Origin of the sequence: Vibrio sp. Y20_XG_PY13 (assembly GCF_024181925.1) — a bacterium.
GTDB lineage: Bacteria > Pseudomonadota > Gammaproteobacteria > Enterobacterales > Vibrionaceae > Vibrio > Vibrio parahaemolyticus.
In genome coordinates this window covers 112523-126448 of record NZ_JAMZAL010000001.1, presented here as the reverse complement: position 1 = coordinate 126448, position 13926 = coordinate 112523, and the positions used below count along the sequence as shown (strand labels likewise).

Sequence of the window (13926 nt, the reverse complement as noted above, 5' to 3'; positions counted from 1 at the left end):
AAATTACTTCTCTTTACCGAATACGTTGTTCTCTTGTTCTTGTACGCGGATGAATGTCGTACGCTTCGTTAGCTCTTTAAGCTTTGCTGCGCCTACGTAGGTACAGGTTGAACGCACGCCACCAAGGATGTCCTGGATAGTGCCGTGAACACTACCACGGTATGGCAATAGTACGGTTTTACCTTCAGCTGCACGGTACTTAGCCACACCACCTGAGTGCTTGTCCATAGCCGACTGAGAAGACATGCCGTAGAACTTCATGAAGGTCTCACCATCTTTCTCTATGATTTCGCCGCCTGACTCTTCGTGACCCGCTAACATACCGCCAAGCATCACGAAGTCTGCACCGCCGCCAAACGCTTTTGATACGTCACCCGCGCATGAACAACCACCGTCACCGATGATCATACCACCCAGGCCGTGCGCCGCATCACCACACTCAATGATTGCAGAAAGCTGAGGATAACCCACACCCGTTTTGACACGAGTAGTACATACTGAACCTGGGCCAATGCCCACTTTTACGATGTCTGCGCCAGCAAGAATAAGCTCTTCACACATATCACCAGTAACCACGTTACCCGCAGAAATCACTTTGTCTGGAAACTCTGCACGTACACGCTCTACGTACTCAACTAAATGCTCTGAGTAGCCGTTTGCGATATCAACACAGATAAAGATGAGCTCGTCAGAAAGTGCCATGATGTCTTTTGTTTTTTGGAAATCTGCGTCAGAAGTTCCCGTAGACACCATCACGTTTTTTAGCGTTGCGTTGTCAGCAGATTTTACGAAGTCTGCCCAGTCGTTCACTGTGTAGTGTTTGTGAACGGCTGTCATTACACCATGCTCAGCCAGTGCTTTAGCCATTTCAAAGCTACCAACTGAATCCATGTTCGCTGCGATTACAGGCACACCAGACCATTGACGACCACTATGCTTGAATGTAAAATCGCGGGTTAAATTTACTTGAGAACGGCTTTTCAGGGTAGAACGTTTCGGGCGAAACAGTACATCTTTAAAACCTAACTTAAGTTCTTGTTCGATACGCATTGTGTAATTCCTTGATTCATATGTATATGTGTCATCTCAGAGTGCGTAGTGAAACCGTTGGCAGACGGGTTCACTGTTCTTCGGACACAAAAAAACCGGAGCGTTGGCAGACGCTCCGGTTTTCAGCATTATAGGCTGTGATTTCTTTCCTACAAGTCTGATATTTGCATTTTTTTTGTGTTACCATCTTGAAAATCGCATATCAAAAATCCCTTTCAAGACACTCTTTTTTCTTCTTAATTAACAAATTCAACAACTTAAGAAAACCTAAAAGCTAATCCATTGCGCAAACCTTTGCGTCATTCACTTTTATCTTGACCGATATACCTCTCAAACCTGATTAAAACTCAACCAGTTAACCTTCAATCTCGCGTATACATCTCGAAGATCATTAAAGAAATTTCACTTCTAAAGTCACATTTTCGCCCGAGATTCAGTTTTTCGCTCGCTGAATATGAGTCGCAGCGCGAAGAGTCTCCACGACATCTGTGGCTAATAATCCCACTTCTCCATGTTTTTCTGCATTGAGATCGGCTGCGTGGCTATGAATCATGACTCCTAATCGCGCTGCGATAGAGATCGGTAAACCTTTGGCAAGCAGTGCACCAATCACACCAGAAAGTACGTCACCCATTCCGCCCGTCGCCATGCCCGGATTACCTGCGAGGCACACATACATTCTGACACCATCAAAAACCAGCGTTCCTGCACCTTTTAACACCACTACGCCACCATAGCGTTCTTGCAGTTGGCGTGCTGCGGAATATCGATCACTTTCAACCTGTTGAGTGGTCACATTTAACAAACGAGCGGCTTCTCCCGGATGAGGAGTGATGACACGTTGGTTGTCACACACCAATGTGCCATCACATCGTTGACTTAACATTGCCAGAATATTTAGACCATCCGCATCCACAACTTTCGGTTTTTGTTCTTGAGATAGGTATTGATAAGCTTGATACGCCCACTCATCGTCGCCAAAACCGGGGCCAAACACCAAAACATCCGCCCAGCGAATACGCTTAGTGAGCGCGTTTTCCGTATCTCTGAGTAAATCCGTGGTTATGCTTTGACTCATCACTTCTGGGCAACTGACCTGCAGAGGGATGAAACTATCTGGGTGCGTAATACTTGCTGTTAACCCTGCCCCGCTTCGAACCGCCGCAGACGCGCACAAACGGATTGCGCCAGACATACCTTGATTCCCGCCGACGCAAAGTAATTTACCGTTATCACCTTTGTGAGCGGTCGCTTTTGGTTTTGGAAGCAAACGAGGGATGACTTTATGGTCAATACCCAGTGCGCTTTCTTCTTCTATGGAATCGAATTCCACGTTGACGCCCAAACCACAAAAGTGCAGCTCACCAATTCGGTCTCTCGCTTGAGCGGTACATAACCCTTGCTTAACGCCAATAAACGTAACTGTATGGTCCGCTTGGATTGCGTCACCTAAAACTGAGCCAGTGTTAGCGCACAAGCCGGACGGGATATCGACCGCAATAACAGGGCACTGAATTTGGTTGATCTGCTCTATGTAGCGACGATATTCAGTTCGGACTTCACCCTTTAGCCCCGTGCCTAACATAGCGTCGATGATCACTTCCGCTTCAAGTAACGCAGTATTCCAATCATCCCAACTGCTGTTTTTACCATCAACGGTTTGCCAGTCTTGATACGCACGCAAAGCATCGCCCTGAAGCTGCGTTACATCACCAATTTGAAAAACTTGAACATTCAACTGAGCTTGCTTTGCAAGGGATGCAAACACGTAGCCATCGCCACCGTTGTTGCCTTTGCCACAAACGACAAGAACGTTTTTCGCTCTTGGGTATAAATGAAGAAATCGTTCGTAAACAGCCATGCCAGCTCGCTGCATTAGGCTATACATAGAAACGCCTGCCATGTGGGCGGCAACCACTTCTCCGTTTTTGACTTGCTCGGCGGTGTAGAGTTTTAAGGCAAGATTAAAGTCCATATTTACGTTCTGCGCATTGGGGAAACACAACTATAAGTATACAAAAAAGCCAAGGTTCCCCTTGGCTTTTAACGAATAAATTTCAATCGCTATTTATGTTGCGACATCAAGGCTTCTGCTGTCGCGTCTTGGATAGACAAAAACAGTGAGTTGATTTTTCCAGTTGGTGTTCGCATTGGGTTGAGCGTTACGTTCTGGTACATAAACTCCGCCTGTTGTGTAACAGGTCGTACGTTGCGGCAGCGAAACAAATACGGACGTTGACGCCACGTAATAAAGCTTCTGCAACCCAAGTCGTACACGGGTTTCGTCTTCAACTTAAACCATTCCGGCGGGATTTCTGGGAAGATATCGAAGATCGAACGGCCAATTGCCTCATGCGATTGCAAACCGCTGTGGTGCGTCATAAAACCGTTCCAGACTTGAACATTGTAATCTCGATCAATCACCACCAACCCCATATCGACGTTCTGTACCATGTCGACCATCCAATGGAATTGTTCAAACTCTGCTGGCATATTCAACATTAGAACTCCTCCATTAGGTATGCGAGTTTGTTATCAAGCAATGGCAGCGATTCATCAACAAACATAAACAGCAAATCACAGCGAATCGATGTGCCTTCGATGTTGTAGCTCACTTCAAACGTCATTGTGCGTTTGAATGCGCCCGTTGTGGACTCAATAATGGAATCAATCGAAATGTGCTGACCAAGCAATACCGGCGGACTTTGGAAGAAGCGCACTTCTGATTGCTCGCCTAAACCATTTAGGAACGAGCCAACCAAGATGTTAGAGATATCCATCAACAGCTCGAGTTCTTCAAGCTCTTCACTGTCGGCTGGCACTTTCATCAGCTTTTTCAGATCCGATACGCTAGAGTCACTCAAAATGACCAATGCTTCCCCGGCAATACCTTCGCCACAAAAGCCCTGACAAACGCCTGAGACGTTATCATGCGATGCCAAGTCACGCAGCGCCATGTGAAGCTCACTCACTTCAAAGATATTCACGTTTGGTAAAGGCAGTTGAACAAATACATCAAAATGGCGAGCTAACGCGTCGGCAGCTCGGCCGATAGAAACGTTCGCCACTTCCATGTAAATATCGCGTCGGCGGAGAATTGGCAGCTCAATCACGCTTGGTGTGATGATAAGCGGTCGAGGCTCTGGCTCAATCAGCTCTTTGAGGGCGTTTTTTAGCTCATCCTTTGCGATGGGCTTTTGAATAAATGCTTTGGCACCTAACGCGAAAACGCGCTCTTTGGCTTTGGGTTGAATATCCCCCGACACAACCACAACTGGCGTTTTATTTCCTAAACGCTGCATGTTTTCTAAGGTTTCAAAACCGTCCATTTCTGGCATGGTGAGGTCAAGAAACATCAGTTTAAATTCTTTTTGCGCTAATTCTTCAAGCGCATTTTTTCCGTGGATAGCAAACGTAATATCCGGATTCAATGTTGCTGGCAGTGATCTAGCCATCTGCTTGCGTGCTAACGCTGAATCATCACAGATGAGTACAGGAAAAGACATTCAATCACCTTTTTATATTCAACAATCTGCGCTGGAGTCTACCAGATTGTTACCGCATATAGTACGAGAAAACTGACGAGGAATTTGTATTTTTTGTTTATGCAGTAAGCATACGCAAGATCAATAGATGAGTGAACCTAGCCAACAAGAAACAACGCATTTCACTGTCGATTTAGTGACATCGAACAAAGCCTACTGACCATTCTCAGCCCTTGATACGCATAGGGTTGCGTTTATCTAAGCTCCAGAAAACCGAGAAAAAGTTCGTTACTTGCTAAAGTGAAGAAAGGAAAGAGGAAACATCAAAAAAGGCATCTAATAAGATGCCTTAAGTAAAATCACGATGCTAATGCGCTTTCTATGGCACACCGTGACCTTTCGAAGCAACCCAAACTCGATACCATTGCTCGCGAGTCAATTCGATATTCAGCGCATTCACGGCCGTTTGCACACGCTCAATTTTCCCCGAACCAATGATTGGAATTGGCTTAGATGGCAAGCGACGTACCCAAGCGTAAATAACTTGGTCAATGCTGGTCGCACCCACTTCTTCACGAATCGCTTCTAGCTCGTTACGAACGCGAATCGCTTGCTCGCTTTCCCCACTGAAGATTGAGCCGCCACCTAAACAAGACCAAGCCATTGGACGCGTGCGCAACATTTGCATTTGGCCCAGCGTTCCATCGTGCGCAACCTCAAAATTAAGCGGGTTGATTTCCACTTGGTTAGTCACAAGAGGTTTACCAAGGCGCGATTGCAGCAATTCGAACTGACGCGGCGTAAAGTTAGACACACCAAAGTGCTTCACTTTACCTACTTTGTGCAGCTCCGTGAATGCTTCCGCAACTTCATCAGCATCCATCAATACATCTGGACGATGGATCAATAGCACATCGATTTCATCCACATTTAAGCGCTCAAGTGAGTTGTTCACTGATTGGTAAATGTGTGCAGAACTTGTGTCGTAGTGATTAATTTTGCGTTTAGGTGTTTTGTCACCACACAAATTAATGTCACATTTGGTCACGATCTGGATTTGGTCGCGAACACTTTTATCCAAGGCTAACGCTTCACCAAACAACGCTTCACATTCGTAATTACCGTAAATGTCTGCGTGATCGACCGTAGTGATCCCTAACTCAATATGTTGCTTAAGAAATGACAAACGCTCTTGAGCCGTCATTCCCCAATCTGCCGCACGCCAATATCCTTGAACTAGCTCTGAAAATTCAGGGCCATTTGGTGCAGTCACAACTTTTGCAACCATGGGTTTTCTCCTTTAATTGAACTGCATTCATCCTAGTCTTGTTTTCACATCGTCTCAACGGGTAAACTTTCGCAATTCGAACTGGAGTACGAAATATGTCTTTTGCCCAACGTTTAGCCACTTTGATTGGCGAAGAAAGCATCAGCGGATTTGCGCGACGCGTTGATGTGTCGGAAGCGCTCATCCGAAAGTACCTAAAAGGCAGCGAACCTAGCCTAACCAAAGCCAATCAGATTGCGATGCGGGCTAACTGCTCTCTTGAATGGTTAGCGACGGGTTGCGGTTATCTCTACCGTCGAGCTGAAGTGGTGGATATGGATGCCTATAAATTGGCTTTCCAACACGTGATGAATGAAGAGCTGACAGAAGATAAAGAAGAGCTTCATCGAAAGCTCATTGCAGGGTACCAATACCTGCGCGCACATAAAAAGGCAGACGGATTTTTAGATGAATCCGCCATGGCGACATTTCTTGCTTTGCATAAAGAGACTAAAGCCGAGTAAGTCGCAACTCGATCATTTCGCCATCACTGCGTAAAGTAATGACTACGTGCGGTGATGGCTCTGTAAACTCATCTGCTTTTACCCAAACCATAGACCTCTCAATCTCTGGCGGGTAGCGATTTATCAGTAACACCACTTCTTTGTCGACCTCTCCTGCAGATTTGTTTTTCAGCGACGCTGCGACATCGTATTGCTCGTTGCCGATTGCTAAGCTTCGCATCACCAAACCATCTTTTCTTAGATTAAGAATGAGCTCACTCAGCGTTTGTCTCTGATACTCGGTTAAAAAGGAGAATTGCGCTTTCTTTTCTTCGAATACCACCTCGCCGTATAGCGTCTGCTGATAGTAAGAAAACTCATCTAAACAGAAAGAACGGCCGAGATTTTCTGTCTCGCCAATCTGCACATCACACGGATACCAGTTCCCATCATGTTGAACCTGTTCACTCAGTTTCTGGTACGGTGTAGAAGACAAGACTTCTTGCCACCAGCGTTGCGAAGCCAATGAAGAAAAGGATACTGCGACACAGCAAAAAAATAGCAAAGTTCGAGAAGCAAATCGCATGGTGTGTTTAAAGTGAAAAACGTAAAACAACGACCTTAACGCTAGGCTTGGATTTATCAAAGAGAATAATTTAGAGGCGAGTACGAAAATGTTATCTAGCAGACATTAAGAAGGCGCACTCTTGCGTGCGCCTCTACCTCGTTACTCAATCGTGAGTTTGCGAATCGATGATGTCTATTGATGCATCCCGAACATAAAACGAGGACTTACTGTAGGGTTTGAATCCATCCAAATTGTGTGTAAAACCTCACATCCCTCCTTCTGAAGCAGTCATGTTGCTTTACACTTAAAGCATGGTTCATTTTGCTCAGAAAACAAGTTTTTTTATATCAAAAAACCGCCAAATATGAGAGCAATAGCACAATCCTAAATAATGGTTGTCGTCGAGATTCTTCGAACACTCAATAGTGGAAAGCTAAATTGCATCTTTACTGATTAGGTCTAGACTCTCCGAAGCGTATACTTTCGTTCTTCCTTTCCACAAGCTTCAGGAGAATTTGTTAATGACCAAACGAGAGAGAATTGTGAAATCTGTGTTAGCGCACGTACCGAAAGATGCGATTAACCAGTTTGTCTCTCGAGGGTCCACACCATTTTCTGTCCTGATTATGGCCGCCATCGTCGGCACGTTAGCTGGTTTCGTCGGTACTTACTTCGAACTTGCGGTTCATTTTGTTTCTGAAACCCGCACCGAATGGCTGAGAAGCGAAATCGGTAGCGTACTTCCTCTTTGGCTTGCTGCGGTGCTGATCAGCGCGCTGCTTGCTTTTATTGGCTACTTTCTTGTTCACCGCTTTGCCCCAGAGTCGGCGGGCTCAGGTATCCCTGAAATTGAAGGTGCGATGGACAACATTCGTCCTGTGCGTTGGTGGCGAGTCCTGCCAGTAAAATTCTTCGGCGGCATGGGCGCACTTGGCTCTGGTATGGTGCTCGGTCGTGAAGGCCCAACGGTGCAAATGGGCGGTGCTGTAGGTCGAATGGTGACCGATATTTTCCGCGTTAAAGATGACGATACCCGCCATTCCCTGCTCGCTTCTGGTGCTGCTGGCGGTTTGGCTGCGGCCTTTAATGCACCGCTTGCGGGGATCATGTTCGTAGTTGAGGAAATGCGACCTCAGTTTCGCTACTCGCTTATCTCGATTCGTGCCGTGATCATTTCTGCCATTATGGCGAACATTGTGTTCCGCGCCATCAATGGTCAAGACGCCGTAATCACCATGCCGCAATATCAATCCCCAGCGCTACAAACGTTGTGGTTGTTCCTATTACTTGGCGCACTGTTTGGCGTGTTTGGCGTGATTTTCAACAAACTGATTACAGTGGCGCAAGACAGCTTTGTTGCTATTCATAAAAACGACCGTAAACGTTACCTGATCACGGGCTCTATTTTGGGCGGCGTATTTGGCCTGCTGTTGCTTTACGTACCTCAATTAACGGGCGGGGGTATTGCACTTATTCCCGATGTCACAACAGGTAACTACTCGATCTCTATTTTAGTGCTGCTGTTTATTGGTCGCGTGGTCACAACTTTGCTTTGCTTTGGCTCTGGCGCACCAGGCGGTATTTTCGCGCCAATGCTCGCGCTGGGCACACTATTTGGATACGCATTTGGCGCAAGCGCAGATGTTCTGTTGCCCACGCTTGATATAGAACCTGGCGTTTTTGCGATTGCAGGAATGGGAGCGCTGTTCGCTGCGACAGTTCGCGCGCCTATAACTGGTATTTTGTTGGTGATCGAAATGACCAACAACTACTATCTGATTCTTCCGCTAATCATTACCTGTCTAGGAGCGGTGATTGTCGCACAGTTGCTTGGTGGACAACCTATTTACAGCCAGTTGCTGCATCGTACGCTTAAAAATGACAAGCTACGTCAACAAGATCTCCCTGAAAATCAGGCCTCCTAGGCAACTTAAAGCACTCCGGCTCCAAAACTACTTGTAAGTATCACGAATGTTTGGAGCCTGCATTTCTATAATTTTGCAACGGTACGCAAATATTCGATACCAAACTCACAAAATTCTCATTCTCTGATATTTACCCATCATGTTTAGGCGTCATCGCCTGTTAAACTTGTTAATATTCGCGCCATAAAATAGAGCAATTGTTCCACTCAAATCCGCCCATTACAGGCCAAAATGAGTCAACAATTGCGTAAAACATGCGTTGAAAATTTGCGTTTCGCAATGCAAGGCAGCAGCAGGCTAAGATGAAAAGAATCAACGTTCTGGTTCCGCGCCGTTCGCGATTTTCACACGCAAAGCAACCAAAGATAATTTGGTTTTAAACATCACTTTTCGTTTCATTCGGGCAAAATCAATTCGGAGTAGGTTTGAACTGGAAAAGACTTGTGCAATTTTATAGTGTCCCACCTTCTCAAGCGGCGCTGGCACTGGGTATGATCGGGCTTGGCCAAGCGTGGGCGCTCTATGTTCCCGATATTGGTACGCCAATTCGTCCTTTTCTGGCTTCATTTGGCGCGTTATTGCTCGCTCCCGTTCTGATTAAGTACGCCACCAATCCTCGCCTATTTATGGCGGATATTAAGCACCCGTTAAGTGGTAGCTTAATGGCACCAATGAGTATGGCATTATTGATCCTGACCGATTATCTCGCGTCGGTTTCACCACTCATTGCCTATCCCCTTTGGTGTTTAGCTGTACTGCTTCATTTTACAATGATGGTGCTGTTTTTTGGCTTCCAGCTCATGAACTTCAAAATGTCGAACATCGTCCCGAGCTGGTTTCTCTACCCTGTTGGATTAATCAGTAGCTCGTTGGCTGGTTCGCAATTCGGTCATAATCTGTTTTCCGAAACCCTCGCGATCATGTGTATCGGCATTTACTTCTTTATGCTGCCACTGGTGTTGTATCGCTTGGTGTTTTTTGGCTCACTGCCAAGACGAGCAAGACCAACGCTCGCGATTATGGCCGCGCCAGTTAACTTGTCACTGGCAGCTTATTTAGTGAATTTTCCCCAACCCGACCCTATTCTGACGGGCGCGTTGGCGGGAATCGCGATCACAATGACGCTACTGATCTACTTATGTTATTTCCGCTTACTTCGATTGAAGTTCCAACCCTCGATTGCAGCGGTGACTTTTCCTTCAGTCATCAGCGCCATTGCGATGCACCGATTAACCTCTTTTTTCGCACAATCTCATCCTCAATGGCATTGGTTACACGATTTCGGCTTTTTAGAACTCAGTATCGCGACCGTATTGGTCGTTTGGGTATCGGCAGGTTATGTGAAAATGTACTGGCCAGAAATTGTAAGAACCCCGACCAAACAAGCATAAAAAACGGCCTCATTAAGAGGCCGTTTTTTATCACTATCAACAAAGTATTAACCCGTAAACTTCGCCATGAAGTTACCGACGTTAGTCAAACTCGATGCAGCCATCACGATAACAATCGCTGCTCCAGTTAGCGTTAAGTACATTGGGTGTTGGTAGTCACCGACGATATCTTTGCGTTTTGTCGCAACTAAGACGGTACCCAAAACGATAGGAAGGATAATGCTGTTCACTAAACCCGCTAACATAAGTAGAAGAATTGGCATATCCATGGTAACCGTGCCTAGCGAGGTTAGGATAATGAAGCCGACACACCACGCTTTTTCGTTTCGCGCTACAACGGGGAAAAGCGTCTTAATTAATGAGATAGCCATGTAAGAGTTACCCACTACAGACGTGATGGAAGCAACAAACAGTACTAAGCCAAAGATGAAGTAACCAAGCTGGCCAGCACCTTGACGGAAAGCGTCGGCTGCCGGGTTAGCTGAATCCAACGTTGCGCCTGTCGCAATAACGCCAAACACCGCTAAAAACAGTAGGACGCGAATAACCACCGCAATAGAGATACCAGCCCACGCCGTTGAAGTGATGGAAGGTACATTCTCTTTACCTTTCAAGCCGATGTCCACTAGGCGTTGTGCACCCGTGTAGTAACCGCCAACTGCGCCGCCAACGATAGTCAATGTAGGCAGAAGCATGCTTCCAACATCCATAGGCATCACCGCTGCACTTAGTGTCTCTCCCATCGGAGGTAAGCTCGTCATTGCCACGTATGCGATCAGAACAATCATGAACAAGCCAAGGTAGCGAGCCATTTGGTCCATTCGTTTGGAGGCGTTATGAACCACAAACAGCAAACAGCCGACCACACCAGTAAACAGCGCACCCCAAGTCGTGTCCACGCCCGTTAACACATTAATGCCTAACGCCGCGCCACTTACGTTGCCAAAGTTAAACGCCACAGCTCCAAGCGCAAGGAGAATACCGACACCATAACCCATACCCGGTGCCACTTTGTTCGCAATGTCTTGGATTCGCATGCCAGAAACGCCCACAATGCGCCACAAGTTCATCACGATACCAAACGTGATAAAGATCGAAGCCAATACTGGAAACGCCATGTCGACTTTGTAGATGTTCGTGAAAACAGCAGTTTGAGTCAAAAAGCCTGGGCCAACAGAGGTCGTCGCCATCAAAAACGCGACACTTAGCATGGCTTTCTTTTGCCAACTGGTTTCTGTTACAGGAGCGGAAATGGAAGAGGTGCTGATAGTGCTTTGTGTAGTCATGCCAAGTCTCAAATTTGTTGTCTTTCTATTATTAGAAAAAAAGAAAGACAACTGACCGAGATCAGCTGAACTTAGAGAGATATCTCTTTTCAAAACAAACGATTACACGTTGCAGCCGTTCATTGGGCGCATATACTAAGAGCAACGAATGTGACTGTCAACACACAATTGCATAAATATTATTTATTGCGACTCACTTACCCATGATTCAGGTATAAAAAAGGATGGCACGTTGCCATCCTCTCTCAAATCTATACTTCGCTTTGACTAGCGTAAACCATGAAGAAACTCTGCGCGAGTGGCTGGGTTGCTCTTAAAAATACCACCTAATGCTGTGGTTGTCGTTTCGCTGGTTGCATCCATAACACCACGTGATTTCACGCAGTAATGCGTCGCGTCGATAGTCACGGCCACATCGTCAGACTCAAGCAATGTTTGCAACGCAACTAGGATTTGCTGTGTCATACGCTCTTGAACTTGAGGACGTTGCGCGAAGAAACGGACAATACGGTTGATCTTAGACAAGCCAATGATTTTACCACGAGGGATATAGGCAACGGCCGCTTTGCCGTCGATCGTGACAAGATGGTGTTCACACGTGCTGGTTACGGTGATGTCTTTCACGCGAACCATTTCACTTACGTTCATCTTGTTTTCAATAACCGTGATTTTTGGGAAGTTGGAGTAATCCAAACCAGAGAAAATCTCGTCCACGTACATTTTTGCAATGCGATGTGGCGTCTCTTCTAGGCTGTCATCCGTAAGGTCGAGTTGAAGCAGGGTTAGGATCTCACGCATGTGGTGCTCGATCTTTTCTTTCTTCTCTTCACGGCTCACGGCATTAGGACGCATTGGTGTTTCTAAACCGCGTTGCTCTAGCGCTTCTTTTACTAACTTCGCTGACTCGCTAAGACCTGACATTCCACTTCCTCTTTTGTAACTACCACTCTCGGTGTGAAATACAATTGCAGTGTTTTCATCCCGTTAGCGTCTAAGTTGCTCAGTTAGATGTTCATATCGCCAAGGCACATAACAAGAATACACTGAGCCGTTTTCTTTAGTTCCGATAGGCGTTTACCCCTTTCGGATGGGTGACAAGGATACTCGGATTTTTGAATAATTACACCCATATTTTATAGGTGGACATTCTTACCAAGTCCGATTTTATGGTAGAGTTGCCACAAAACAAAAGAACATAGGATTATCTCAATGGGCTGCTGCGACGCACCTGGCTTGATGCCAATTGAAGAAGCGATGGACAAAATGTTATCGCGCATCAAACCTATCCAAACGACACTTTCTCTTCCTCTTGCTGATGCTCTGGGTTTTGTACTGGCCGAAGACGTTTTATCGCCAATTCACGTACCGCCTTTTGACAACTCAGCAATGGACGGTTATGCAATCCGTATTCAAGATTTAGAAGCGTCGACTGTATTGCCGATGGTGGGCAAATCCTTTGCGGGCCAACCTTTTGAAGGTGAATGGCCAACAGGCACTTGTGTTCGAATCATGACTGGCGCGACAATTCCGGAAGGTTGCGATGCCGTTATCATGCAAGAAAACACGACCGTGACCGAAGCGGGTATCCAGTTCAACCAAACGGATGTGAAGCCTCAAAATAACATCCGCCCAACTGGTGACGACATCAAGCAAGGCGATATCGTATTAGCAAAAGGCGCGCGCCTAACACCACGCGATATTCCAATGATTGCTTCTCTTGGCGTAAGCCATGTCACTGTTGTACGTAAACCGAAGGTGGCGTTTTTCTCGACAGGTGATGAACTTAAACCATTAGGTGAGCCACTCGAAGCAGGTCAAATCTACGACAGCAACCGTTACGGCATTAAACCACTTATCGAAAACTTTGGTTGTGAAGCGATTGATCTTGGCATTATCCCTGACTGCCCAGAAACATTAAAAGCGACGTTTGAAAAAGCACAAACGCTCGCGGATGTAGTTGTCACCTCTGGCGGCGTCAGTGTGGGCGAAGCAGACTACACCAAGGACATTCTTGAACAACTTGGGGAAATCGGTTTTTGGAAACTGGCAATCAAGCCGGGTAAACCTTTCGCATTTGGTAAGTTAAGTACAGCTTGGTTCTGCGGTCTACCAGGTAACCCTGTATCTGCTGTGCTAACCATGTACGTACTTGTTCAACCAATGTTGGCGAAATTAGCTGGCCATACTGAATGGAAAGCACCAGAGTCTATCCCTGCTACGACAAAAACTGCATTTAAGAAAGCGCCGGGCCGCACGGACTACCAACGTGGCATCTACACGCTAGAAGATGGCAAATTTGTCGTTGAAACTACTGGCAACCAAAGTTCTGGTGCCTTCCGCTCAATGAGTTTGGCAAACTGCTTTGTGGTGTTGGAACGTGAGCGTGGCCGCGTGGAAGTTGGCGAAACGGTTCAAATCCAACTGTTTAACTCAACGTTATACTAGGAACGT

General features: G+C 46.3%; 12 protein-coding genes. 4 read left to right on the top strand and 8 right to left on the bottom strand.

The annotated features are described in order from the left end of the window. Nucleotides 1-3: 3 nt before the first annotated feature. From NL646_RS00595 to NL646_RS00575, 5 genes are all read right to left on the bottom strand, one after another. Nucleotides 4-1050, bottom strand: a complete 1047-nt coding sequence (locus tag NL646_RS00595; protein ID WP_253663701.1) for a GMP reductase — start codon at nt 1048-1050, stop codon at nt 4-6. 433 nt (nt 1051-1483) lie between these two features. Further along, nucleotides 1484-3025, bottom strand: coding sequence for an NAD(P)H-hydrate dehydratase (locus tag NL646_RS00590; protein ID WP_021452211.1), 1542 nt, complete (start codon nt 3023-3025; stop codon nt 1484-1486). An 89-nt stretch (nt 3026-3114) separates the two neighbouring features. After that, nucleotides 3115-3552 (bottom strand): PAS domain-containing protein, encoded by a 438-nt coding sequence (locus tag NL646_RS00585; protein WP_005463573.1) that lies wholly within the window; start codon nt 3550-3552, stop codon nt 3115-3117. Continuing rightward, entirely contained in the window at nt 3552-4556 is a 1005-nt protein-coding gene (locus NL646_RS00580) for a response regulator (protein ID WP_005463571.1), read from the bottom strand. The genes NL646_RS00585 and NL646_RS00580 overlap by 1 nt, the downstream gene beginning before the upstream one ends. Nucleotides 4557-4914: 358 nt before the next feature. Beyond that, nucleotides 4915-5823 (bottom strand): aldo/keto reductase family oxidoreductase, encoded by a 909-nt coding sequence (locus tag NL646_RS00575; protein WP_253663700.1) that lies wholly within the window; start codon nt 5821-5823, stop codon nt 4915-4917. A gap of 95 nt (nt 5824-5918) precedes the next feature. On the opposite strand from NL646_RS00575, the gene NL646_RS00570 reads away from it, so the two are divergent. Further along, nucleotides 5919-6326: a transcriptional regulator gene (locus tag NL646_RS00570; protein ID WP_005499247.1), complete on the top strand. Its 408-nt coding sequence runs from the start codon at nt 5919-5921 to the stop codon at nt 6324-6326. Here NL646_RS00570 and NL646_RS00565 read toward each other — a convergent pair. Then, the gene (locus NL646_RS00565) at nt 6313-6891 is read right to left on the bottom strand and encodes a hypothetical protein (protein ID WP_253663699.1); all 579 of its coding nucleotides are present in this window, start codon (nt 6889-6891) and stop codon (nt 6313-6315) included. The two genes, NL646_RS00570 and NL646_RS00565, sit on opposite strands and share 14 nt — an antisense overlap. Before the next feature lie 503 nt (nt 6892-7394). Here NL646_RS00565 and clcA point away from each other — a divergent pair. Next, a complete protein-coding gene (gene clcA, locus NL646_RS00560) occupies nt 7395-8798 on the top strand; it encodes a H(+)/Cl(-) exchange transporter ClcA (RefSeq protein WP_253663698.1) in 1404 nt (467 codons plus the stop codon). Between the two features lie 443 nt (nt 8799-9241). Beyond that, nucleotides 9242-10189 carry a TDT family transporter gene (locus NL646_RS00555; protein ID WP_005499251.1) on the top strand — a complete coding sequence of 316 codons (948 nt, stop codon included), beginning with the start codon at nt 9242-9244 and terminating at the stop codon, nt 10187-10189. A gap of 47 nt (nt 10190-10236) precedes the next feature. On the opposite strand, the gene NL646_RS00550 is transcribed toward NL646_RS00555, so the two are convergent. Together NL646_RS00550 and folE are read right to left on the bottom strand one after the other, a co-directional pair. Further along, on the bottom strand, nt 10237-11475 hold the full coding sequence (locus tag NL646_RS00550; RefSeq protein ID WP_253663697.1) for an NRAMP family divalent metal transporter: 1239 nt from the start codon (nt 11473-11475) through the stop codon (nt 10237-10239). 267 nt (nt 11476-11742) lie between these two features. Then, nucleotides 11743-12396, bottom strand: a complete 654-nt coding sequence (gene folE / locus NL646_RS00545; RefSeq protein WP_005477356.1) for a GTP cyclohydrolase I FolE — start codon at nt 12394-12396, stop codon at nt 11743-11745. Nucleotides 12397-12684: 288 nt separating this feature from the next. On the opposite strand from folE, the gene moeA reads away from it, so the two are divergent. Next, entirely contained in the window at nt 12685-13920 is a 1236-nt protein-coding gene (gene moeA / locus NL646_RS00540; RefSeq protein ID WP_253663696.1) for a molybdopterin molybdotransferase MoeA, read from the top strand. Nucleotides 13921-13926 lie beyond the last annotated feature (6 nt).

Excerpts from the sequence above, each read along its gene's own strand:
- NL646_RS00595 (WP_253663701.1), bottom strand. The coding sequence starts at position 1,050 with ATGCGTATCGAACAAGAACTTAAGTTAGGTTTTAAAGATGTACTGTTT.
- NL646_RS00590 (WP_021452211.1), bottom strand. The coding sequence starts at position 3,025 with ATGGACTTTAATCTTGCCTTAAAACTCTACACCGCCGAGCAAGTCAAA.
- NL646_RS00585 (WP_005463573.1), bottom strand. The coding sequence starts at position 3,552 with ATGTTGAATATGCCAGCAGAGTTTGAACAATTCCATTGGATGGTCGAC.
- NL646_RS00580 (WP_005463571.1), bottom strand. The coding sequence starts at position 4,556 with ATGTCTTTTCCTGTACTCATCTGTGATGATTCAGCGTTAGCACGCAAG.
- NL646_RS00575 (WP_253663700.1), bottom strand. The coding sequence starts at position 5,823 with ATGGTTGCAAAAGTTGTGACTGCACCAAATGGCCCTGAATTTTCAGAG.
- NL646_RS00570 (WP_005499247.1), top strand. The coding sequence starts at position 5,919 with ATGTCTTTTGCCCAACGTTTAGCCACTTTGATTGGCGAAGAAAGCATC.
- NL646_RS00565 (WP_253663699.1), bottom strand. The coding sequence starts at position 6,891 with ATGCGATTTGCTTCTCGAACTTTGCTATTTTTTTGCTGTGTCGCAGTA.
- clcA (WP_253663698.1), top strand. The coding sequence starts at position 7,395 with ATGACCAAACGAGAGAGAATTGTGAAATCTGTGTTAGCGCACGTACCG.
- NL646_RS00550 (WP_253663697.1), bottom strand. The coding sequence starts at position 11,475 with ATGACTACACAAAGCACTATCAGCACCTCTTCCATTTCCGCTCCTGTA.
- folE (WP_005477356.1), bottom strand. The coding sequence starts at position 12,396 with ATGTCAGGTCTTAGCGAGTCAGCGAAGTTAGTAAAAGAAGCGCTAGAG.
- moeA (WP_253663696.1), top strand. The coding sequence starts at position 12,685 with ATGGGCTGCTGCGACGCACCTGGCTTGATGCCAATTGAAGAAGCGATG.